The sequence below is a fragment of the Streptomyces sp. NPDC048172 genome (genome assembly GCF_043202595.1).
Lineage (GTDB): Bacteria > Actinomycetota > Actinomycetes > Streptomycetales > Streptomycetaceae > Streptomyces.
This window is the reverse complement of sequence record NZ_JBIDAT010000002.1, coordinates 284,481-305,931: the sequence shown is the minus strand read 5'-3', so window position 1 is coordinate 305,931 and position 21,451 is coordinate 284,481. Positions and strand designations below refer to the sequence as shown.

The window sequence follows — 21,451 nt, the reverse complement described above, 5'->3', positions numbered from 1 at the left end:
CGCCGAACAGGCAGTTCGCCGCCGCATCTCCTGCGGTCGGCGAGAACCGTCGGCAAGGAGGACACGGACGTGAACAAGCGCATGCGGGCCGGAATGATCACGGCTCTCGCCGCGACAGCAACGCTGGCGGGTGTGGCCACGGCCGAGGCCACACCGGGTGGTCCGGGCGTGACCAGCAAGACCATTTGGCAGAAGACGGTGGGCGGTAAGGACTACATCTTGCGCCAGATCACCATTCCTGCCGGGCAGAGCACCGGCTGGCACTTCCATGGCGGCACTCTGCGCGGCTACGTCGAGAAGGGAACGCTCAGCCACTTCGACTCCACCTGCAAGTCCGACGGCGTCTACAAGGCCGGGGATTCCCTGACTGAGCCTCCCGGCCCCAAGAACGTTCACATCGGGCGCAACCTCGGTGACACGCCCGTGGTCCTGGACGTGCTGTATGTCCTCCCGCACGGTGCACCGCTGTCGGAGGACGCCCCCAACCCCGGCTGCGACTTCCAGTAGCCGAGCGGTTTCACCGGCTGTCAGGGACTTCGGCACACGGAAGTCCCTGACACCAGCAGAACGACCAGGACCTGAGGAGGGAGAAGGCTCAGCTGCCCATGAAGGCGCTGAGGCAACCGGTCAGCAGCGCGGGGTCGTTGACGCCGCACAGCTCGCGGGCCGAGTGCATCGACAGGATCGCGACTCCGATGTCCACCGTCGTGATGCCGTGCCGGGCCGCCGTGATGGGCCCGATGGTCGTCCCGCACGGCACGTCGTTGTTCGACACGAAGTTCTGCCACGGCACGCCGGCCCGCTCGCACGCGGCGGCGAAGAGCGCGCGGCCCCTGCCGTCCGTGGAGTAGCGCTGGTTGACGTTGACCTTGAGGATCGGGCCGCCGTTGGGAAGGGGGTGATGACCGGGCTCGTGCCGCTCGGCGTAGTTCGGGTGCACGGCGTGCCCGGTGTCGGAGGAGAAGCAGACCGTCCCGGCATACGCGCGGGCCCGGTCCTCGAGGGAGCCGCCACGCGCGAAGACCGACCGTTCCAGCACCGAACCGAGCAGCGGGCCTTGGGCACCGGTGTCCGACTGGCTGCCGTTCTCCTCGTGGTCGAACGCGGCGAGCACGGGGATGTACGGCGGCTCGTCGGGGCCCTCGGCGATGGTGGTGAGGGCGGTGGTTCCCGAGTGCACCGACAGGAGATTGTCCATCCGCGGCCCCGCGATGAACTCGCGGTCGCGACCCAGGAAGGAGGGAGCTTCCACGCTGTGAGCCATCAGGTCCCAGCCGATGATCTCCCCGGCGGGGATGTCGGCCTCCTCGCCGAGGAATCGGATCAGGTCGCCCTCGTGGACGTCACCGAGGCCCCAGATGGGCGTCATGTGGCGCTGGCGGTCCAGCTTCAGCCCCTCGTTGGCCTGCCGGTCCAGATGGACGGCGAGCTGCGGCACCCGCAGCAGCGCGCGGTCGACCTTCACCAGCCGCGTGGTGCCGTCCTTGAGGGACAGCCGTCCGCTGAGGCCGAGGTCGCGGTCGAGCCAGGTGTTGAGGAGGGTGCCGCCGTAGATCTCGACGGCGACCTGGCGCCAGCCCTGGGAGCCGGTGTCGGGGTTGGGCTTCACGCGCAGGTTCGGGGAGTCGGTGTGCGCTCCCGTGATGCGGAACGGTGTCGCGGCCGTCGCCCCCTCGGGGACGTACCAGGCGATGAGCGCGCCGCCACGGAGCACATACCGTCCGCCGGTCCCGGAGTCCCAGGCGTCCGTCTCGGCAAGCTGCTGGAAACCGGCCTTCTCCAACCGCGCGGCGGCGTTGGCCACCGCGTGGTACGGCGAGGGTGACGCGGCGAGGAAGGACATCAGGTCCTCGGCGTGCGCGAGGTCAGGGCGGGCGGCATCGTTCATGCAGTCACCATATCCAGTGACACAGCGCCTATGACTCGTACACGGATCGTGCGGAGCCGAGGTGAGGGGCGCCGGGGGCCCGGACTTCCCTGGCAGCTATGGCCGGGCGCAACCAGAATGAGCGCTATGTCACTGCAAGCGAAAATGATCACGATCGACTGTGCACGGCCCCAGGCCCTGGCGGGCTGGTGGGCGACCGCGCTGAGAACGGAGGTGGATGAGGACTACGGGGAGTTCGTCGTGGTCGCGGCCGAGCCGCTGGTGCTGGGATTCCAGCGCGTACCGGAGGAGAAGCGGGTCAAGAACCGCGTGCACGTGGACTTCGTCGCCGCCGACCGCACCGAGGAGGTGGAGCGGCTGGTCGGGCTGGGGGCCACGGTGGTCGACGAGCACGCGGTGTGGGGCCCGACCTGGACGACGCTGCGGGACCCGGAGGGCAACGAGTTCTGCGTCTCGGACTGAAGGGACGGGAGTGAGGACGGAGCCGGGTGTCCACGTCCCGGGGCAACCACGTCCCCGGGGCAACTACGTCCCTGGGCAACCACACACCCGGCGGAGCGGGATGGACCGTCACTCGTGGCGGCGGCGGGCGTAGACCTCGATCTCGATCTTCATGCGGGGGTCGGCGAGGCCGCACATGAGCATCGTCGCGGCGGGGCGGCCCTCGCCGAAGGCGCGGCGCAGGACCGGCCAGCAGGGCTCGAAGTCGGAGCGGTCGGGCAGCAGATACCGGACACGCACCACATCGGCGAAGGTGCACTTCGCCTCGGTCAGGGCGGCCTCGATGTTGCGCAGGCACTGCTCAGCCTGTTCGACCACGTCGTCGGAGATTGTCATGGAGGTGTAGTCGAAGCCGGTCGTGCCGGACACATGGACCCAGTCGCCGTCGACCACGGCGCGGGCATAGCCGATCTGTTCCTCGAAGGTCGAGCCGCTGAGGATCGCACGTCGCTCTGTCATGAACCGAAAGTTAGGAGAACGGCAGTGATACGTCTAATACGGAAGTAGTCATCGCCTGATATCTCTGGGCGTATGGACAGGCCCGAGCTGCCCCTTCCGCAACTGCATGCGTTCGTCGTGCTCGCCGAGGAACTCCACTTCGGTCACGCCGCCGTTCGCCTGGGCATCGCTCAGCCGCCGCTGAGCCAGCAGATACGCCGCCTGGAGGAGAAGGTCGGACACCCGCTGTTCAGCAGGGAGCCCGGCCGCGTGGCCCTCACTCCGGCGGGGCGCGAGCTGCTGCCCGTCGCCCGGCGGGCACTTGCCGACCTGGCCGAGGGGCTCGCCGCCGCGCGGGCTGTGGGAGACGGCAGGGCGGGGCGGTTGCGGATCGGGTTCGCCGCGTCGCTCGCGCTGACCGTACTGCCGGGTGTGCTGCGGGAGTTCCGGGAGCGGTTTCCCGAGGTGCGGCTGGACATTCAGGAGATGACCACCGCGCCGCAGATCGCCGCTCTGCGTGACAAGACCATCGATGTCGGTCTGGTGCGTGAGCCCTCCGACGAGGACGGGAAGGAGCTGGAATTCAGGACTGTGCTGACCGAGCCGTTCGTGGCGGTGCTTCCGTCGGGGCATCCGCTGGCCGCTCGGCGGACGGTGTCCGTGGGGCAGTTGCGGGACTCGCCCTTCGTGCTGCTGCCGCGCGAGGTCGGGCCGGGGCTGCACGACCGGATCACCGGGCTGTGCGTGGCGGCGGGCTTCGCCCCGCGGGTCGTCCAGCGGGCGGTGGAGTGGCAGACCGTGTGCGGCCTGGTGGGGACGGGGCTGGGAGTCTCCCTGGCGCCGGCCTCCATCCGTCGGATCCGCCTCAGGGGCGTCGCCTTCCGGGGGATCGCGCCCGAGCCTGAGACCGGGCCTGAGTCCGATCTTGGTGCCGGTGCCGGTGCCGGTGCCGGTGCCGGTGCCGGTGCCGGTGCCGGTGCCGGTGCCGGGGTCGGGGTCGGGATTGGGGGCGATCGGGGGCATCGCCGTGCGGGTCGTCGTGCGGCCGCGCGTACGCGGATTGCTGTGGCCTGGCGGCGGGGTGAGCGCAGTCCTCTGGTGGCGCATCTGCTGGAGTGCGCCGGTGAGGGGGCGATGGGCAGGGGTCAGCCGCGGCTGTAGGTGAGGGGCGCGGTGCCGTCGGAGTTGTCGCGGCGGATCTGGTCGGTGCCGACCGGGACGAGGGTGGTGGGCTGGCCGGGGGAGCAGGACTCGGAGCCCGCGCCCACGGTCACCGTGGTGGCGGCGAGTTTGACGGTGTCTCCGGCGGAGGTGAGCTTGGCCTCGAATTCGCAGTGGTAGTCGGGGCCGTCGGCGGAGAGGGTCATGGCCGTCTCCCCCGGATCGGCCTGGCGGATCACCATGCTGCGGGTGTGGTCGGGCTTGCCCGGGAGGGCGCTCCGCCAGGAGCCCAGGAAGCGGTCCTGGATGTCGCCCCCGGAGGGCGAGGTCGACGACGGGTTGCCGGAGGACTCGGTCGCGGAGTTCTGGCTGCTGTTGCTCTTCTTGTCCTGGGCCTTGTTGTCACCGTCGTTGTCACCGTTGTCCTGGCCGCGGACAACGAGGAGTGCCGTGCCCGCTCCGGCGAGCAGGGCGACGAGGGTGACGAGGATGACGGCGACGGGAACGCCGTTGCGGCGCGGGGGTTCGGGGGCGGGGGGTGGGGGCTGGGCGTGCGGATATCCGTATCCGTAGCCGTGAGGGGAGGGAGGGGGCTGGGGGTGGGGGGAGGGGGCCCCCACCATGGTGGGCATGCCGTGGACCCCGTCCGCTCCGGCCGCGCCGTCTGCTCCGGCCGACCCGTTCGTCCCCGTCGTTCCTCCGCCCGTTCCTCCGACCGCTCCCGCGCTCGTTTCGGGCGGGGTCGGTGGGCCTGTTGGGGCGCCGTCGACGGTGGTGCGTTCGGCGGTTTTCTCCAGGCCGTCGGCGGGGGTGCCGATTTCGGTGACCGCTTCGGAGGAGCCGGGTGCCGGGGCGGGGGTGCGGGGGGCGTCGTCCGGGTTCTCGGTGTCGAGCAGGCGGACGGCGTGGCGGCCGAGTTGGGCGACCAGGGCCTCGGGGAGCCAGGACCTTCCGTCTGCCTCCACTCCCGTCCTGGCGGCGGCACTCGTGTCCTCGGCCTCTCTCCTGCCCTCTCCCTCTCCCTCTCCCCCGCCCTCGGTCTCGCCCTCGGGGTCGGCGTCTCCCTCGCCGGTGAAGTTCAGGACGGCGTCCAGGGAGGGGCGGTCCTCGGGGGTCTTGGCGAGGCAGGAGGCGATGAGGGGGCGGAGGGCGTCGGGGACGCCGTCCAGGTCGGGCTCTTCCTGGGTGATGCGGTAGAGCAGGACGTGGACGCCGCTGTCGCCGCTGCCGAAGGGGGAGCGGCCCGTGGCGGCGTAGGCGAGTACGGAGCCGAGGCAGAAGACGTCGCTGGCGGCCGTCACGCGGTCGCCGCGTACCTGTTCGGGGGACATGAAGCCCGGGGAGCCCACGCTGGAGCCCGTGCGGGTGAGGCCGCCCGCCGCCGAGGCCTCCAAGGCGCGGGCGATGCCGAAGTCGATGACGCGGGGCCCGTCGATCGTCACCAGGACGTTGGACGGCTTCAGGTCGCGGTGGACGAGACCGGCGTCGTGGATCGCGCGGAGGGCCTCGGCGAGGCCGGTGGCGAGGTGGCGCAACGAGCGTTCGGGCAGCGGCCCGTGTTCGTGGCCGACGACCTGGCGGAGCGTGGGCCCCGCGATGTAGCCGGTGGCGACCCAGGGGATCTCGGCCTCGGTGTCGGCGTCGAGAACGGGGGCGGTCCACTGGCCGCCGACCCTGCGTGCGGCGTTGACCTCGTGGCGGAAGCGGCCGCGGAACTCTTCCTGTTCGGCCAGTTCGCGCTGGACGAGCTTGACGGCGACCGTACGGCCGCGTGCGCTGCGGGCGAGGTAGACCCGGCCCATGCCGCCGGTGCCGAGTCGTCCCAGGAGGCGGTATGCGCCGATCCACGCCGGGTCGCTGTCGCGCAGCGGTTCCAGCCCCGGCCCTGACCTCGATCCCGGCCCCGATCCCGATCCCGGCCCCGGCCTCGATCCCGACCCCGATCCCGGACCCGTTTCCCTGCCTGTTCCTGATCCCCGTCCCGATCCCGACCCCGGCCCTGACTCTGACCCCGGCCCTGATTCCGGTCCCGTGTTCGGCTCCGACACCGGCCGTCCCCCCGAATTCACCGCTGTGCCCTCGTTGTTCCGCCGTTGAGGATAGACCTGTGGCGCGGCGGGGCGTAGGCGGCGTGGGCGGGGTGCCCGATCCGTTATCCGGCGGCACACACAAGACCCGGCGGCACACACAGGACCGAGGGCCGGGCGCCCCTCGCGGAGCGCTCGGCCCTCGGTCCGTCCCCGACCGGGTCCGTGTGCCTCACCCTGTGTGGATCAGAACGCCGCCTCGTCCAGCTCCATCACCGAGAGGTCGACGTCGTCGGCCAGTTCGCGCTGGACGGCGACGTTGGGCAGGACGTTCGCGGCGAAGAACTTCGCCGCCGCGATCTTGCCCTGGTAGAACGGCACGTCCTTCGGCGAGGCCGTGGCCAGCTTCTCGGTGGCGACGGCGGCGCCGCGCAGCAGCAGGTAGCCGATGACGACGTCGCCCGAGGCCATCAGGAAGCGGGTGGTGTTGAGCCCGACCTTGTAGATGGACTTGACGTCCTTCTCGGTGGCCGCGAGGTCCGTCAGCATGGTGCCGACGATGGCCTCCAGGTCGGCGGCGGACTTGGCGAGCTGGTCGCGGGCGCCCGCGAGCTCTTCGCCGCCGCTCGCCTCGGCGAGGAACTTCTTGATCTCCTCGGAGAGCGAGGTGAGGGCCTGGCCCTGGTCGCGGACGACCTTGCGGAAGAAGAAGTCCTGGCCCTGGATCGCGGTGGTGCCCTCGTAGAGGGTGTCGATCTTGGAGTCGCGGATGTACTGCTCGACCGGGTACTCCTGCAGGTAGCCCGAGCCGCCCAGGGTCTGGAGGGACTGGGCGAGCTGCTCGTAGGACTTCTCGGAGCCGTAGCCCTTGACGATGGGCAGGAGCAGGTCGTTCAGGCGGGTCGCGGCGGAGGCGTCCTCGCCGTTGTGCTCCTTGACCAGGATCTCGTCCTGGACCGTGGCGGTGTAGAGGACGAGGGCGCGCATGCCCTCGGCGTACGCCTTCTGCGTGAGCAGGGCGCGGCGCACGTCCGGGTGGTGGGTGATGCTGACGCGCGGCGCGGTCTTGTCCGTGAACTGGGCCAGGTCGGCGCCCTGGACGCGCTCCTTGGCGTACTCCAGCGCGTTGAGGTAGCCCGTGGAGAGGGTGGCGATGGCCTTCGTGCCGACCATCATCCGCGCGAACTCGATGATCTTGAACATCTGGCGGATGCCGTCGTGCTTCTCGCCGAGCAGCCAGCCCTTGGCGGGCTTGCCGTCGACGGCGCCGAAGGTCATCTCGCAGGTGTTGGAGGCCTTGAGGCCCATCTTGTGCTCGACGTTCGTCGCGTAGGCGCCGTTGCGCTCGCCCAGCTCGCCGGTCTCCCAGTCGAAGTCGTACTTGGGGACGATGAAGAGCGAGAGCCCCTTGGTGCCGGGGCCGTGGCCCTCGGGGCGGGCGAGGACGAAGTGGACGATGTTGTCCGACATGTCGTGCTCACCGGAGGTGATGAAGCGCTTCACGCCCTCGATGTGCCAGGAGCCGTCGTCCTGCTGGGTGGCCTTGGTGCGGCCCGCGCCGACGTCGGAGCCCGCGTCGGGCTCGGTGAGGACCATGGTGGAGCCCCACTGCTTCTCGGCCATCAGCTGCGCGATCTTGTGCTGCTCCTCGGTGCCCTCGTCGTAGAGGACGCCCGCGAAGGCCGGGCCCGAGGCGTACATCCAGATGGCCGGGTTGGCGCCGAGGATCGTCTCGGCGAAGCCCCACAGCAGCGAGCGCGGCGCGGTGGTGCCGCCGATCTCCTCCGGGATGCCCAGACGCCACCACTCGGCGTCCATGTACGCCTGGTAGCTCTTCTTGAAGGAGGCGGGGACCGGCGCGGTGTGGGTCTCCGGGTCGTAGACCGGCGGGTTGCGGTCGGCGTCCTCGTAGGACGCGGCCAGCTCGTTCTCCGAGAGGCGCGCGATCTCGCTCAGCACGCTCTTGGCGGTCTCGACGTCCATCTCGGCGAACGGTCCGGTGCCGTACACCGTGTCGCGGCCGAGCACCTCGAAGAGGTTGAACTCGATGTCGCGGAGATTCGACTTGTAGTGCCCCATGGCGACGGCTCCGTAAGGCTCGCTCGTACTTGTCAGTAGTCGTACTGATGATGCTACCCGTCGGTAATAAGGTGCAACCCCTCACCGCCCAACTGTGACTGGTTACGCTTTCCGCATGTACGGCTACGACCAGACCGCCGCCTCCGGGCAGGGGCAGCACGGCCAGCACAGCCAGCCCGGTCAGCATGGCCAGCACGGCTATCAGCAGCCGCCCCCGCCGCCGTACGGTGCCCACGGGGCGTCGCAGGGCGCGCCGCCCCCGTACGGTCAGCCGGACCCCGGTGCCCAGCAGCAGCCGCTCTACCCCGAGCCCTCCCCGCCCTCCCTCCAGGAGGCGGTCCGCGCCTTCACCACGGGTGCGATGTCGGCGGAGGACTTCCAGGGAATCTTCTCCACCTCCAAGGTCTACTGCCCGCGCGGCGACAACCCCGGCTTCCTCGCGCTGCACAACACCCAGCAGCCCGTGATCCCGATGTTCAGCACGCTCAAGGAGCTGCGCGCGTACGCGGGCAAGGAGTCGAAGTACTTCGTCATCACGGGCGCCGAGGTCCTCGACCTCCTCCCGTCGGGGTACGGATTCGTGCTCGACATGGAGGGCGAGCACCGGGTCGTCTTCGACGCGAAGGCGGTCGAGGAGATGGTCGACTTCGCCATGCGCCGTATGTACGGATGATGTACGGCTGAGGACTCGCACGACGGTGGAGCGCGGCTCGGGCCAGGCGTACGGACGCCCCCGGGCCGCTTCTTCTTGCCTCGCCCCGGCCCGGGAATGCCCCCGTGGGTCGTAGTTGTTAAGCGTTCAACTAAAATCACGGGGAACCCGGCCACAGGAGGTCACCATGCCCGCGATCACCGTTGAGAACCCGCTCGCGCTGCCGCGCGTGCCCGCGCCTCCGGCGGACGGCCCCGAGGCGGTGACGCCACGCCCCGTGCTCGCCGTGTCCACCGCGCCGAGCGGTTTCGAGGGCGAGGGATTCCCCGTGCGCCGCGCGTTCGCGGGGATCAACTACCGGCACCTCGACCCGTTCATCATGATGGACCAGATGGGCGAGGTGGAGTACGCACCAGGAGAGCCCAAGGGCACCCCCTGGCACCCGCACCGGGGCTTCGAGACCGTGACGTACCTGCTCGACGGAACGTTCGTGCACCAGGACTCCGCGGGCGGCGGCGGCGTCATCAACGACGGGGACACCCAGTGGATGACCGCGGGCAGCGGCCTGCTGCACATCGAGGCGCCGCCGGAGTCCCTGGTCATGAGCGGCGGCCTCTTCCACGGCCTGCAGCTCTGGGTGAACCTCCCGAAGGCCGACAAGATGCAGGCGCCCCGATACCAGGACATCGGCGGCGGCAGCGTCAAGCTCCTCACGACGCCCGACGGCGGCGCGCTGCTCCGGCTCATCGCCGGTGACCTCGCCGGGCACGAGGGACCCGGCGTCACGCACACCCCGATCACGATGATCCACGCGACGGTCTCGCCGGGCGCCGAGGTCACGCTGCCCTGGCAGCAGGACTTCAACGGGCTCGCGTACGTCCTGACCGGGCGCGGCTCGGTCGGTACGGACCGGCGTCCGGTCCACACCGGGCAGGCGGCGGTCTTCGGCGAGGGGGGTTCGCTGACGGTGCGGGCCGACGAGTCGCAGGACGCGCACACCCCGGACCTGGAGGTCGTGCTGCTGGGCGGGCGGCCGATCAGGGAGCCGATGGCGCACTACGGGCCGTTCGTGATGAACAGCCACGCCGAGCTCGCCCAGGCGTTCGACGACTTCCAGGCCGGGCGGCTAGGCCGGATCCCCGCCGAAAAGCTCTGAGGCCTGCTCCTCGCTCAGTACGGCGCCCGGGGGCGTGGGCCCGTCACCGTCACGGCCCCCGCCCCCGTGGCGCTCCCGGATCTCGAACCAGATGCACTTGCCCTCGCCCCGCGGGTCCACGCCCCAGCGGTCGGCGAGCATCTCCAGCAGCACCAGTCCGCGCCCCGACGAGGCCATCTCGCCGGGGCTGCGGCGGTGCGGCAGCTCGTCGCTGTGGTCGAGGACCTGCACGCGCAGCGTCCGTACGTCCGGGGGGCCGGTGATCTCGGCGACGAGGACGGCGTCGCCGTCGGTGTGCACGAGGACGTTCGTGAGCATCTCGGAGAGCATCAGCACCGCCCCGTCGACCTGGTCCTCGTCGGCCCAGTCGTGCAGCAGGTCGCGGAGCTGGTGGCGGGCCTCGGCGATGCGGTCGGGCTCGGCCTGCGCGATGGTCAGCACGCTGCGGCGGGACGAGACGGAGCCGCCGTCCGGGGCGGCGCCCGCGGGGGACGGGCCGGGCGCGAGCAGCAGCAGGGCGATGTCGTCGGCGTGGGCGGAGTGCCGGTCGGCCAGCGGGCCGGGGACGCGGGCGCCGCGCGGCCCGAGCACGCCCTCCACCAGCGCGTCCGCCAGCGCTTCCAGATCACCGGGGCCGCCGGGGCCCTCCCCTCCTGAGCCCTCCCCTCCGGTGTGCTCCTCGACGACCTCGCGGATCCGCGTCCACCCCGTCTCCAGGTCGTGGCCGCCGGTCTCGATCAGCCCGTCGGTGCACATCAGGAGCCGCTCGCCGGGCTCCAGGACGAGGCGCGTCGTCGGATAGTCGGAGTCGGGGTCGATGCCGAGGGGCAGGCCGCCCGCCGTGGGGCGTACGAGCATGGGCCCGTCCGGCAGCTGCACGGCCGGGTCGGGGTGGCCCGCGCGGGCGATGTCGAGGGTGCCGGTGGCGGGGTCGACCTCGATGTAGAGGCAGGTGGCGAAGCGCGGGTGGTCGGCCTCGGCCTCCGCGTCGCCGGGGGACTCGGGCCCGGTCACGGCGGTCGTCGCGGTGGCCGCGCCGGGGCCGGGCGGCGGCGCTCCGCTCCCCTCTCCCTCCCCAGTCCCCGTACGGGGCCGCAGCTCGCCCAGGGAGGAGGCGCCGCTCATCCCGTACAGGAAGCGGGAGGCGCGGGCGAGGACCGCGTCGGGGTGGTGGCCCTCGGAGGCGTAGGCGCGCAGGGCGATGCGGAGCTGGCCCATGATGCCCGCGGCCCGCACGTCGTGGCCCTGGACGTCGCCGATGACCAGGGCCGTACGGCCGGAGGGCAGCGGGATCACGTCGTACCAGTCGCCGCCGACCTGGAGGCCGCCGCCGGTCGGGATGTAGCGGGCCGCCAGCTCCATGCCGGGGATGACGGGCTTACGGGCGGGGCGCATGGTCCGCTGGAGGCCCGCGGTCAGCTCGCGCTCGGACTCGTTGAGGGTGGCGCGGGAGAGGGCCTGGGCCAGCATCCGCGCGACGGTGGTGAGGACGGCGCGCTCGTCGGGCGTGAAGGCGACCGGCCGCCCGAAGGCCACGGCCCACACGCCGATGGGGCTGCCCGCGACGATCAGCGGCAGATACGCCCGCGAGTGCGGTCCCCCGCCCTCGCCACCCCCGCTCTCCCCGGCGAGCAGCTCCGGATAGCGGCGGGCGTACTCGTCCGGGTCGAGCAGATAGAGCGCGCGCCCCGTGCGTCCCGCCTCGGCCGCCGGGTGGGCCTGGTCGCGGCGCACGGGGCGCTCGGCGGCTCCGGCTCCGGCTCCGCCTCCGGCCTCGTGGCCCAGGGGGCCCAGGGGGCGCAGGCGCTCGCCCTCCAGCGCGTAGAGCGTGAGGACGTCGGGCGCGAAGCCCGGCATGGCGAGGGAGGAGGCGACGCGCAGCACGTCGGCGGTGGTGTACGCCTCGGAGAGGGCGCGGCCCGCGTCGAGGAGGAAGGCCTCGCGGTTGCGGCGCCAGTCCCAGTCGGACGGCGCGGAGGGGGAGGCGGCGGCGTGCGCGGGGGCCGGCGGGCCGGCGGCGGCCTCCTCGTCGAGGGCGGCGCCGACGGGCTCGGGGACCTCGTAGAGCAGGCCGACGATGCGGGTCGTGGACTCGGGGGAGCCGGGCCCGGAGATCTCGGCGTGGGTGGCGCGCAGCGGGCGGACGAGCGTGCGCACCGTCCGTATGACCTTGCCGTCGCGGTCCACGACGCGCATGGTCGCCTCGGCGGGGGTGTGCTCGGTGAGGGCGAGGGTGACGATGCCCTGGAACGTCACGTAGTCCACGGCGTGCAGATGCGAGCGGACCGCGTTCCCCTGGAGGGTGAGGTCGGTGGTGCGCGGGGACCGGGGGGCGGTCTCGGGGGTGACGCCGAGGAGGTGCGCGGCGTGCGCGTCGAGGGTCACGAGACCTGTGGCGTTGTCCCAGGTCCAGAGCCCAGCGCCGGTGGCGGAGAGGGCTTCCTCGGTGCGCATTGCACTACTTTATTCGGAGTCGTGCGGGTTTCGGAAACGGGGGCGAGGGAGCCTTCCGCAGGGCGGTAGTCTGAGAAGCATCTCTCTGTGACTCCTGAGCCGAACGACTTGGATGAATGATGCATCGGTACCGGTCCCACACCTGCGGCGAGCTTCGCGCCTCGGACGTCGGCACTGACGTCCGGCTGAGCGGCTGGCTGCACAATCGTCGGAACCTGGGCGGCATCCTCTTCATCGATCTCCGTGACCACTATGGCATCGTCCAGCTCGTCGTCCGCGACGAGGCCAGCGAGATCAACGAGAAGCTGAGCTCGCTCTCCAAGGAGACGGTGCTCCGCATCGACGGCCGGGTCACCGCGCGCGGCGCGGAGAACGTGAACCCGGAGCTGCCGACGGGCGAGATCGAGGTCGAGGTCGCCGACGTCGAGGTGCTGGGCGGCGCGGACCAGATCCCCTTCACGATCAACGCGGAGGACGGGGTCAACGAGGAGCGGCGCCTGGAGTACCGCTTCCTCGACCTGCGCCGCGAGCGCATGCACCGCAACATCATGCTGCGCAGCAAGGTCATCTCCTCGATCCGCGAGAAGATGTCGGGCCAGGGGTTCAACGAGCTGGCGACGCCGATCCTGTCGGCCACCTCCCCCGAGGGCGCCCGGGACTTCCTCGTTCCCTCGCGCCTGCACGCGGGCAAGTTCTACGCGCTGCCGCAGGCCCCGCAGCAGTTCAAGCAGCTGCTGATGATCGCGGGCTTCGACCGGTACTTCCAGATCGCGCCCTGCTTCCGCGACGAGGACGCGCGCGCGGACCGCTCGCCCGGCGAGTTCTACCAGCTCGACATGGAGATGAGCTTCGTCGAGCAGGAGGACGTCTTCGAGGTCATCGAGAAGGTGATGACCGAGCTGTTCCAGGAGCTGGGCGAGGGCCGCGAGGTGACCTCCCCGTTCCCGCGGATCCCGTTCCGCGAGGCGATGGTGAAGTACGGCTCGGACAAGCCGGACCTGCGCGCCCGTCTCGAACTCACCGACGTCTCGGACGTCTTCAAGGGCTCCGGCTTCAAGGCGTTCGCCGACAAGCACGTCCGCGCGCTGGCCGTGCCGGACACCGCCGGGCAGCCGCGCAAGTTCTTCGACCAGATGGGCGACTTCGCCGTCGAGCAGGGCGCGAAGGGCCTGGCGTGGGTGCGGGTCGGTGACGACGGCGCGCTGGCGGGCCCGATCGCGAAGTTCCTGACGGAGGACGACGTCCGGGCGCTGACCGACGCGCTCTCCCTCAAGCCGGGTCACGCGGTCTTCTTCGGCGCCGGTGAGTTCGACGAGGTCTCGAAGATCATGGGCGCGGTCCGCGTCGAGGCGGCCCGCCGCGCGGGGCACTTCGAGGAGAACGTCTTCCGGTTCTGCTGGATCGTCGACTTCCCGATGTTCGAGAAGGACGAGGAGACCGGCAAGGTCGAGTTCTCCCACAACCCGTTCTCCATGCCGCAGGGCGGCCTGGAGGCGCTCCGCACCAAGGACCCGCTGGACGTCCTGGCCTGGCAGTACGACATCGTCTGCAACGGTACGGAGCTGTCGTCCGGCGCGATCCGGAACCACGAGCCGGAGATCATGTTCGAGGCCTTCGGCATCGCGGGATACTCGCAGGAGGACGTCCGCCGCGAATTCGGCGGCATGCTCCGCGCGTTCGAGTACGGCGCCCCGCCGCACGGCGGCATCGCCCCCGGCATCGACCGCATCGTCATGCTGCTGGCCGACGAGCCGAACATCCGCGAGACGATCGCCTTCCCGCTCAACAACAACGCCCTGGACCTGATGATGGGCGCCCCGAGCGAGGTCGAGGAGTCCCGCCTCAAGGAGCTCCACCTCTCGGTGCGGAAGCCGCAGGTGAAGTAGGCGGGAAGCGGGCGGCGCGCAGTCGTCCACCCGTACGAGGGAAAGGCCCGGGATCTTCGGATCCCGGGCCTTTCGTATGACTAGGTTCCCCGTCATGGCAGAGACGTCAGTGAAATCCCGGCACGCGTGCCGGGGGCCCGTACCGTGGAAGGCACCACCCGTCCCGGAGGAGGCCGTCGTGTGCAGCGCGGAGGAGTCGTCCAGCGTCCTGACCCAGGACCAGTTCGAGGAACTGTCGAGCGCCGCCGACAGGGTCAGCGACGCACTCCGCCTGGAGTTCGTCGCCGGGAAGATGGGAATCAAGGCTGTGCCGGACGGCAACCATGGGCGGATCATCGTGTGGCTGCAACAGATCTGCATGCAGTCGAAGCAGGGCTTCTGGCTCTTCCCCGATCAGGGGCTCCGCGTCGAGTCCTACCGCAACGGCAATGCCCGCCCGGATGGCGTCCTCGCGCCGATCGACACCTTCGTCGGCCAGGGCGAGTGGGCCGGCACCGAGGGCGTCCTGATGGTCGCGGAAGTCACCTCCCGGGACCGTGACACCAACCAGCGCGACCGCGTCGACAAGCCTCGCGCCTACGCCGAGGCCGAGCTGCCCGTCTTTCTGCTCATCGACCGCATCACCGGCGAGGTCAAGGTCCACTCCCAGCCCGACGGGGAGCGGTACGAGCAGGTGACGACCGTGCCGTTCGGCAAGACCGTCACGCTGCCCGATCCCGTCGGCGTCGAGCTCGACACCGAGCCGCTCAAGGAGTGGGCGGACTGAGGTCCGCGCGCCCTCTCATTCCGCCGCCACCGCCGCGTCCGTCTCCCTGCCCCGGGTGACCGACCACGTCGCCGCGAGTGAGGCGCCCAGCGTCAGGGTCGTTGCCGTGGCGGCGACCGCGGCGTAGATCCACAGGGGGCCGCTCGGGAGCCAGGAGTCCGCCGCCGCGACCGCGAAGGGGATCAGGGAGGTCGCCGCGGCCAGGGTGCCCAGGAGCAGGCCGACGGCCGTGACGAGCAGGGCCTCGACGGTGACGGTGCGCAGCACCTGGGCGCGGGTGGCGCCGCCGAGGCGCATCAGGCCGAACTCCCGCTTGCGGTGCGTGAGGGAGAGCACCTGGGAGTTGACGACGGCGATGGCCGTGTAGGCGACGATCATGCCGACGAGCAGGTAGTTGATCCACGCCTGGAGCTGGACGTCCTCCGCGTTCGCCGCGAGCAGCGCGTCGCGGTCGGCGGCCTGGAGGCCCGGGTGGTCCGCCGTGAACCGGTTCAGTGTCGCCATCAGCGCGCCCTCGTCCGTGCCCGGTTCGGCGCGGACCACGATCTGGCGGGGCAGGCCCGCCGTGGTGTGCGGGGCGAGGAGGCTCGTGGGGGCGAGCGCCGTCTCGTATCCGGCGCGGCCCTCGAAGAGGGCGACGATACGGACGTCCGTGGCCGAGCCGTCGCCCAGGCGCAGCCGCAGCGTGTCGCCGACGCCCTTGCCGAGCTCCTCGGCGCGGCCCTCGGGCAGCGCGACCGTACGGCCGGTGAGCGCGGTGAGCTTGCCCTCGGTGGGGTGCACGGCGGTGGTGCGGGCGGCGTCGCGCCCGGTGACGCCCTGGAGGGGGAGTCCGTCGCCGTCGTCGGCGCCGTCGTGCGGGCGTTCGATGTGGCCGGTGGTGGTGACGTACGCGCTCGCGGCGGAGACGCCGTCGAGCGCGCGGACGCGGTCGGTCAGCGCCGGGTCCACGCCGCCGACGGGCGCGGTGACCACGGCGTCGGCGCGCAGGTTCTCGCGGAAGGCGTCCTCGGTGGCCTGTACCTGCGTGGTCTGCAGGTAGAGGTTGCCGACGGCCATGCCCGTGGCAAGCAGGACGGGCGTGACGACGGAGGCCATACGGACCGTGCGGGCGCGGGAGTTGAGGACCGCCAGCTCGCCGCTGGGCCCGCGGCCGGTCAGCAGCCGCACGAGGGGGGAGACGAGGAAGGTGACGAGCTTGGTGAGGCCGGGGCCGAGCAGCGCCAGTCCGGCCGCCGCGCAGATCACCGTGGGTCCGGCCGTGCTCGCGGCGACGGGCCCGTCGAAGAGCAGCACCGTGAGGATCGCGAGCGCGGTGGCGCCCGCGAGGAAGAGGACGGCGAGGACGAGCCGTACGGGGTGCAGCCAGCGCTCTCCCGTCGCGGCCTCCGTCAGGGCCTGGCCGGGGTGGGCGCGGACGGCGCGGCGGGCGCCGATGCCGCCGCCGACGAGGGCGGTGAGCAGCAGCGCGCCGCCCGCCGCGGCGGCGGGGATCCAGCCCTGGGCGTGGACGACGACGTTCTCGACGAGCCCGGCGTCCACCAGCCGCGTGTAGAGCTGTTCCCCGGCGTACGGGCCCGCGAGCGCGCCCCCGGCGGCCGCGAGCAGCGCGACCAGCAGCGTCTCGGCGAGCAGCATGCGGCGCAGCTGGCGCGGCGTGGCGCCGGTGGCCCGCATCAGCGCGAACTCGCGGTGCCGCTGCCCCGTGGAGAGGGAGACGGTCGAGGCGACGACGAACACGGCGACCATGGCGGCCAGTCCGCCGAAGACCGAGGCGATGACGATGAGCCCCTCGCGGTCCTCCTCGACGTCCGGGTACTCCACGGCGCCCCGCTCGTCGCCCGAGACGACCTTCGCGCGGGCGTCGGCCCGCGAGATCCGCTCCGCGAGCCGGGACTTGAGGGCGCCCACGTCCTGGCCCGGCGCGGCGACGACGGCGATGTCGGCGATCTCGCCGCCCGCCAGGGCGCGGGCCCGCGCGTCGGTGAAGAAGACCAGGGCCTTGTCGACGTGCCGCCCGTCCCCGGCCGCGGCGATGCCGCTGACCTCGTACGTACGGGCGCCGCCGTGCGCGGCGAGGCGGATCCGGTCGCCGGGCCGCGCGCCCGCGGCGCGGGCCGTACGGGCGTCGAGGACGACCTGGTCGTCGGCGGCGGGGGCCCGCCCCGCGCTCGTCCGGTACGGGGTGAGCGCGGCCGAGCTCCAGCCGTGGCCCTCGACCTCGGTCCGGGCCCCGGAGGACTCCTCGGACTTCCCGAGCACCGCCGCGTCGAACACCGGCTCGGGAACCGCGGAGCGCACCCCCGTGGTGCTCCGCAGCTCCTTCGCCAGGCTCTCCGGCACGGGCACCCGCTCGGTGAGGACGGCGGACTCGCTGTCGTCCTCGCTCCGTCCGGTCAGCTCGTACGAGCGGTCGCCGGTGACGACCAGGTCGGCGCCCGCGAGGCGCTGCGGCGGGGCGTTGTTGCGGATGCCGGTCTCCAGGAGGCCGCCGCAGGACATGACCAGGACCGTGCCGAAGAAGAGCGCGAGGAAGGTGGCGACGAAGCCGCCTCTGCGGAACCGCAGGGTGCGCCAGGCGAGTGCGAACATCAGGCGGCCGCCCCCGTCGAGGTATGCCACGGGCGGGTCATGCGCTCGGCGACGCGCTCGGCGGTCGGCGCGTCCATCGCGTCGGCGATACGGCCGTCGGCGAGGAAGAGCACCTGGTCCGCGTACGAGGCGGCGACCGGGTCGTGGGTGACCATGACGACGGTCTGGCCCGTCTCCCGCACGGCCTGCCGCATCAGCTCCAGGACCTCGGTGGCGGTGTGCGTGTCGAGGGCGCCGGTCGGCTCGTCGGCGAAGAGGACGGCGGGCCGGGTGGCCAGCGCGCGGGCGATGGCCACGCGCTGCTGCTGGCCGCCGGAGAGCTGCGCGGGCCGGTGCTTGGCGCGGGCGGTGAGGCCGACGCGGTCGATGACGGCGGCCAGGTGGCGCCGGTCGGGGCGCTTGCCCGCGAAGCGCAGCGGCAGCGCGACGTTCTGCTCGACGGTCAGCGCGGGCAGCAGGTTGAAGGACTGGAAGACGAAGCCGACGCGCTCGCGGCGCAGCTTCGTCAGCTCCGTCACGTTCATGGCGCCCAGGTCGTGCCCCTCGACGGTGACCGTCCCGGAGGTCGGCCGGTCGAGCCCGGCGGCGCACTGGAGGAACGTGGACTTGCCGGAGCCGGAGGGGCCCATCACGGCGGTGAAGCTGCCCGGCGCGAAGTCGGTGGAGACACCGTCCAGCGCGATGACGGCGGCGTCGCCCTTGCCGTAGGTCTTCCGCACGTCCTTGAGCTGTACGGTCATCTCGCCGCTCCCGCCGGGTCGTTGTGCGCCTGTGTGCTGCCGCTGTGTCCTGCCGTTTTCCTTGTGTCTACGACGTTAGGCAGCGGCGCCCGGCGGACCCAGGGCCCCAAGTGGCGTCTGCGGGGGTGGTGTTGGCTACACCCCGGGGGACCGGTGTCCCCCCGTGGCGAAGCCGTCGAGGAGCAGTGCGAGGCCCGCCTCGAAATGGGCGTCCCAGTCGCTGTGCGGGGGCGTGGCGTGGGCGGCGAGCGTGGGGTAGCGGTCGGCGGCCTCGCGCAGCCGTTCGGCGAACGCGCCGCGCGCCCGGCGGTCCTCGGCCCCGTCCGGCCACGCGGTCTGGGTGGCGACGGAGCCGGTCACCTGCTGCGTGACCAGGGCGGCGGCGGAGGCCAGCGCGATGCCGTCGAAGCCCGCGGTGACGAGCGCGGCGTGCACGAACTCCGCGCGGGCCAGCGCGTGCGGGCCCAGCAGCGGGCGGGTGGCGGTGAGCCCGGCGGCCCAGGGGTGGCGCAGCAGCGCGGCCCGCAGCTCCCGCATGAACAGCGCGACGTCCTCGCGCCAGGTGGCGTGCCCGGCGGGCAGCGCGACCTCGCCGGAGACCGCGTCGAGGGCGAGGTCGAGCAGGTCGTCGCGGTGCGCCACGTGCCAGTAGAGGCTCGTGGCGTGGACGTTCAGCGCGTCGGCGAGCTTGCGCATGCTCAGCGCGGGGACGCCGCCGCCGTCCAGCGCCGCGACGGCCGCCTCGGTGATCCGCTCGCGGCTGAGCGCGGGCCCGGTGCGTGACGCCTGGCGCGGCGCGCGCAGCCAGACCGCTCCGGGAAGGGCGTCCGTCTCCTGCCGGGGGCGCTTGGGGCTCATGGCGCCCGATCCTACGCACTTGACCTACGCCGTTGCCTTGGTCCTACAGTGTTGGTCATCAATCCAACACTGTAGGGGAAACGAGGGAACGATGACGGACCCCGAAGGACACCCCCGCCGCCGGGCGATCCTCGCCGCGCTCTGCGCCGCGCTCCTCGTGATCGTGCTGGACAACACCGTCCTCAACGTCGCGCTGCCGGACCTCGCCGAGGACTTCGGCGCCTCGACGGGCACGCTCCAGGCCGTCATCGACGCCTACGCCGTCGTCTTCGCCGGGCTCCTCATCGCCGCGGGCGCCGCCTCCGACCGCTACGGACGGCGCCGCGCCCTGCTCACCGGGCTCGCCGTGCTCGGCCTCGCCTCGGCCGCCGCCGCGCTCGCGACGTCCGCCTGGTGGCTGATCGCCATGCGCGCGCTGATGGGCGTCGGCGCCGCGCTCGTCATGCCCGCGACGCTCGCGATCCTCGTGCAGGTCTTCCCCGAGCGGGAACGCCCCCGCGCCTTCGCCGTCTGGGCCGCCGTCGCCGCCGTGGCCATGGCCGCCGGGCCCGTGCTCGGCGGGGCGCTGGTGGCGGCCTGGAGCTGGGCCGGGGTCTTCCTGCTCAACGTCCCCGTGGTGCTCGCCGCCGCCCTCGCCGTCGCCCGGCTCGTCCCCGAGTCCCGCGACCCCCGCGCCCGCCCCGTCGACCCCGCGAGCGCCGCGCTCGTCACCGCCGGGATGGTCGCGCTCACCGGCGCGGTGATCGTCGCGGGCCACGGCGGTACGGGCGTGCCCGCGGCCGGTCTCGCCGTGGCGGTCCTCGCGCTCGTCGCCTTCGTACGGCGCCAGCGGCGCGCGGCGGCGCCCGTCGTGGAGTTCGCGCTCTACCGCGACCGCCGCTTCGCCGGGGGCAGCGCCGCCGCCGCGCTGCTCACGCTCGGCACCGGCAGCGCCCTGTTCGTCCTCACCCAGTACCTCCAGCTCGTCCGCGGCCACTCCGCGCTGGAGGCCGGGGCCGCGGTCGTACCGCTCGCGCTCGGCACGGTCCTCGGCTCCGCGCTCGGCGGGCGCGCGCCCGCGCGGATCGGGGCGCGCGCCACGATCGTCCTCGGTTTCACGGCGACGGCCGCCGGGTTCCTCCTCCTCGCCGCGCTCACCCCCACCAGCCCGTACGCGCTGGCCGCGGCGGGGCTGCTGCTCCAGGGCGCGGGCACCGGCTTCTCCAGCCCGGCGACGACCGCCACCGTGCTCGGCGCGGTGCCGCGCGAGCGCGCGGGCATGGGCTCGGCGCTCAACGACACCCACCAGCAGCTCGGCATCGCCCTCGGCGTCGCCCTCCTCGGCAGCCTGCTCGCCGCCGCCTACCGCGCCGGGCTGCCCGACGCCGTGCCCGAGGGCGCGCGCGGCTCGCTCGCCGCGACCCTGCGCGCGGGAGGCTTCACGGACGCCGCGAAGGACGCCTTCGTCACCGCCCAGTCCGTCACGATGCTCACCGCGGCGGGCTGCGCGCTCGCCGGGGCTGTGGTCGCGGGGGCCGTACTCAGGGACCCGTTGAGTACACGGACTCAGGACTCCGGGAAGCGAGCTCCGTAGCGTCGTCGGCGTGACCATGGAGGAGACCGCGGACGGGCCCGTGACCGGGGCAGCGACCGGCGGCGACAGCAAGTGGACGGTCGGCTGCGCCGTCGCGCTGACGATCGTGACGGTGCTCGCCGCGCTCGGCGCGATCGCGCTGCAGGAGTTCGAGAAGGGCCTCGACGGCACCGGCCAGGTCGAGGCCGCCGGGGGCCCGGACGGCAGCGTCGCCGACCCGTTCGCCGCCGGGGACACCGCGCGCTACGAGGACGGCCTCAAGGTCACCGTGGGCGACGCGGAACGCGGCTCCGGCGGCGTCCACCGCTTCACCGTCACCTTCGAGAACGGCACCGACGACCCCCTCCCCCTCGGCGAGACCGGCAGCTACGCGGCCGACGGCCTGCTCGGCGTCTGCGCGGGCGAGCCCCTCGACGACTGCACCCCCGACGACGCGCGCGACGTCGACTGGGTGAACTCCGAGAGCGTCACCGCCCGCTTCCAGGGCGAGCTGAAACCCGGCGACAGCCTCACCGTCCCCCTCCGCCTCAAGGGCGACGGCGAAGGGACCCAGCCGGTGACGGTGGAGACGACGCCGTACTCCGCCTCGTACCGTGACACGGTGTACTGGCGCCTCGACCTCGGCTGACCCCCACCTGACCCTCACCGCCCGTAATCGAGGGGAAACCGGGTTGCCCGGG

At 72.4% G+C, this 21,451-nt stretch carries 17 protein-coding genes; 9 read left to right on the top strand and 8 right to left on the bottom strand.

The genetic code is table 11. The features are described from left to right. The first annotated feature begins 81 nt into the window (after nt 1-81). Nucleotides 82-507 carry a cupin domain-containing protein gene (locus tag ACGF3A_RS09935; RefSeq protein ID WP_393729066.1) on the top strand — a complete coding sequence of 142 codons (426 nt, stop codon included), beginning with the start codon at nt 82-84 and terminating at the stop codon, nt 505-507. Between the two features lie 88 nt (nt 508-595). Here the strand turns inward: ACGF3A_RS09935 and ACGF3A_RS09930 are convergent, their stop codons facing one another. Next, nucleotides 596-1,888 carry a M18 family aminopeptidase gene (locus ACGF3A_RS09930; RefSeq protein WP_393727755.1) on the bottom strand — a complete coding sequence of 431 codons (1,293 nt, stop codon included), beginning with the start codon at nt 1,886-1,888 and terminating at the stop codon, nt 596-598. Nucleotides 1,889-2,014: 126 nt separating this feature from the next. Between ACGF3A_RS09930 and ACGF3A_RS09925 the strand changes: the two genes are divergently transcribed. Further along, nucleotides 2,015-2,350: a VOC family protein gene (locus ACGF3A_RS09925; RefSeq protein ID WP_393727753.1), complete on the top strand. Its 336-nt coding sequence runs from the start codon at nt 2,015-2,017 to the stop codon at nt 2,348-2,350. Nucleotides 2,351-2,458: 108 nt separating this feature from the next. Here the strand turns inward: ACGF3A_RS09925 and ACGF3A_RS09920 are convergent, their stop codons facing one another. After that, entirely contained in the window at nt 2,459-2,848 is a 390-nt protein-coding gene (locus tag ACGF3A_RS09920; protein WP_393727751.1) for a RidA family protein, read from the bottom strand. 72 nt (nt 2,849-2,920) lie between these two features. On the opposite strand from ACGF3A_RS09920, the gene ACGF3A_RS09915 reads away from it, so the two are divergent. Beyond that, nucleotides 2,921-3,988, top strand: a complete 1,068-nt coding sequence (locus ACGF3A_RS09915) for a LysR family transcriptional regulator (protein WP_393727749.1) — start codon at nt 2,921-2,923, stop codon at nt 3,986-3,988. Here the strand turns inward: ACGF3A_RS09915 and ACGF3A_RS09910 are convergent. Together ACGF3A_RS09910 and ACGF3A_RS09905 are read right to left on the bottom strand one after the other, a co-directional pair. Further along, complete coding sequence (locus ACGF3A_RS09910; protein ID WP_393729064.1) at nt 3,973-5,865, bottom strand: serine/threonine-protein kinase; 1,893 nt, start codon at nt 5,863-5,865, stop codon at nt 3,973-3,975. The two genes, ACGF3A_RS09915 and ACGF3A_RS09910, sit on opposite strands and share 16 nt — an antisense overlap. Before the next feature lie 396 nt (nt 5,866-6,261). Beyond that, nucleotides 6,262-8,094: an acyl-CoA dehydrogenase gene (locus ACGF3A_RS09905; protein ID WP_393727747.1), complete on the bottom strand. Its 1,833-nt coding sequence runs from the start codon at nt 8,092-8,094 to the stop codon at nt 6,262-6,264. A gap of 115 nt (nt 8,095-8,209) precedes the next feature. On the opposite strand from ACGF3A_RS09905, the gene ACGF3A_RS09900 reads away from it, so the two are divergent. Together ACGF3A_RS09900 and ACGF3A_RS09895 are read left to right on the top strand one after the other, a co-directional pair. Continuing rightward, nucleotides 8,210-8,767, top strand: coding sequence for an SseB family protein (locus ACGF3A_RS09900; protein ID WP_393727745.1), 558 nt, complete (start codon nt 8,210-8,212; stop codon nt 8,765-8,767). A 166-nt stretch (nt 8,768-8,933) separates the two neighbouring features. Beyond that, the gene (locus ACGF3A_RS09895) at nt 8,934-9,902 is read left to right on the top strand and encodes a pirin family protein (RefSeq protein WP_393727744.1); all 969 of its coding nucleotides are present in this window, start codon (nt 8,934-8,936) and stop codon (nt 9,900-9,902) included. Here ACGF3A_RS09895 and ACGF3A_RS09890 read toward each other — a convergent pair. Further along, nucleotides 9,873-12,356 (bottom strand): SpoIIE family protein phosphatase, encoded by a 2,484-nt coding sequence (locus ACGF3A_RS09890; RefSeq protein WP_393727742.1) that lies wholly within the window; start codon nt 12,354-12,356, stop codon nt 9,873-9,875. The genes ACGF3A_RS09895 and ACGF3A_RS09890 overlap by 30 nt on opposite strands. Nucleotides 12,357-12,475: 119 nt before the next feature. On the opposite strand from ACGF3A_RS09890, the gene aspS reads away from it, so the two are divergent. Together aspS and ACGF3A_RS09880 are read left to right on the top strand one after the other, a co-directional pair. After that, nucleotides 12,476-14,242: an aspartate--tRNA ligase gene (gene aspS, locus ACGF3A_RS09885; protein WP_393729062.1), complete on the top strand. Its 1,767-nt coding sequence runs from the start codon at nt 12,476-12,478 to the stop codon at nt 14,240-14,242. Between the two features lie 94 nt (nt 14,243-14,336). Further along, nucleotides 14,337-15,008, top strand: coding sequence for a Uma2 family endonuclease (locus ACGF3A_RS09880; protein WP_393727740.1), 672 nt, complete (start codon nt 14,337-14,339; stop codon nt 15,006-15,008). Nucleotides 15,009-15,023: 15 nt separating this feature from the next. Here ACGF3A_RS09880 and ACGF3A_RS09875 read toward each other — a convergent pair whose 3' ends face one another. The 3 genes from ACGF3A_RS09875 to ACGF3A_RS09865 form a co-directional block, all read right to left on the bottom strand. Continuing rightward, complete coding sequence (locus ACGF3A_RS09875) at nt 15,024-17,630, bottom strand: ABC transporter permease (protein WP_393727738.1); 2,607 nt, start codon at nt 17,628-17,630, stop codon at nt 15,024-15,026. Beyond that, the gene (locus ACGF3A_RS09870) at nt 17,600-18,340 is read right to left on the bottom strand and encodes an ABC transporter ATP-binding protein (protein WP_393727736.1); all 741 of its coding nucleotides are present in this window, start codon (nt 18,338-18,340) and stop codon (nt 17,600-17,602) included. Before ACGF3A_RS09870 ends, ACGF3A_RS09875 begins: the two co-directional genes overlap by 31 nt. A gap of 135 nt (nt 18,341-18,475) precedes the next feature. After that, complete coding sequence (locus ACGF3A_RS09865) at nt 18,476-19,198, bottom strand: TetR/AcrR family transcriptional regulator C-terminal domain-containing protein (protein WP_393727734.1); 723 nt, start codon at nt 19,196-19,198, stop codon at nt 18,476-18,478. A gap of 91 nt (nt 19,199-19,289) precedes the next feature. Here ACGF3A_RS09865 and ACGF3A_RS09860 point away from each other — a divergent pair, with 91 nt between their 5' ends. Then, nucleotides 19,290-20,771 carry an MFS transporter gene (locus ACGF3A_RS09860; RefSeq protein WP_393727732.1) on the top strand — a complete coding sequence of 494 codons (1,482 nt, stop codon included), beginning with the start codon at nt 19,290-19,292 and terminating at the stop codon, nt 20,769-20,771. Nucleotides 20,772-20,781: 10 nt separating this feature from the next. Further along, entirely contained in the window at nt 20,782-21,399 is a 618-nt protein-coding gene (locus ACGF3A_RS09855) for a hypothetical protein (protein WP_393727730.1), read from the top strand. The last annotated feature ends 52 nt before the right edge of the window (nt 21,400-21,451 follow it).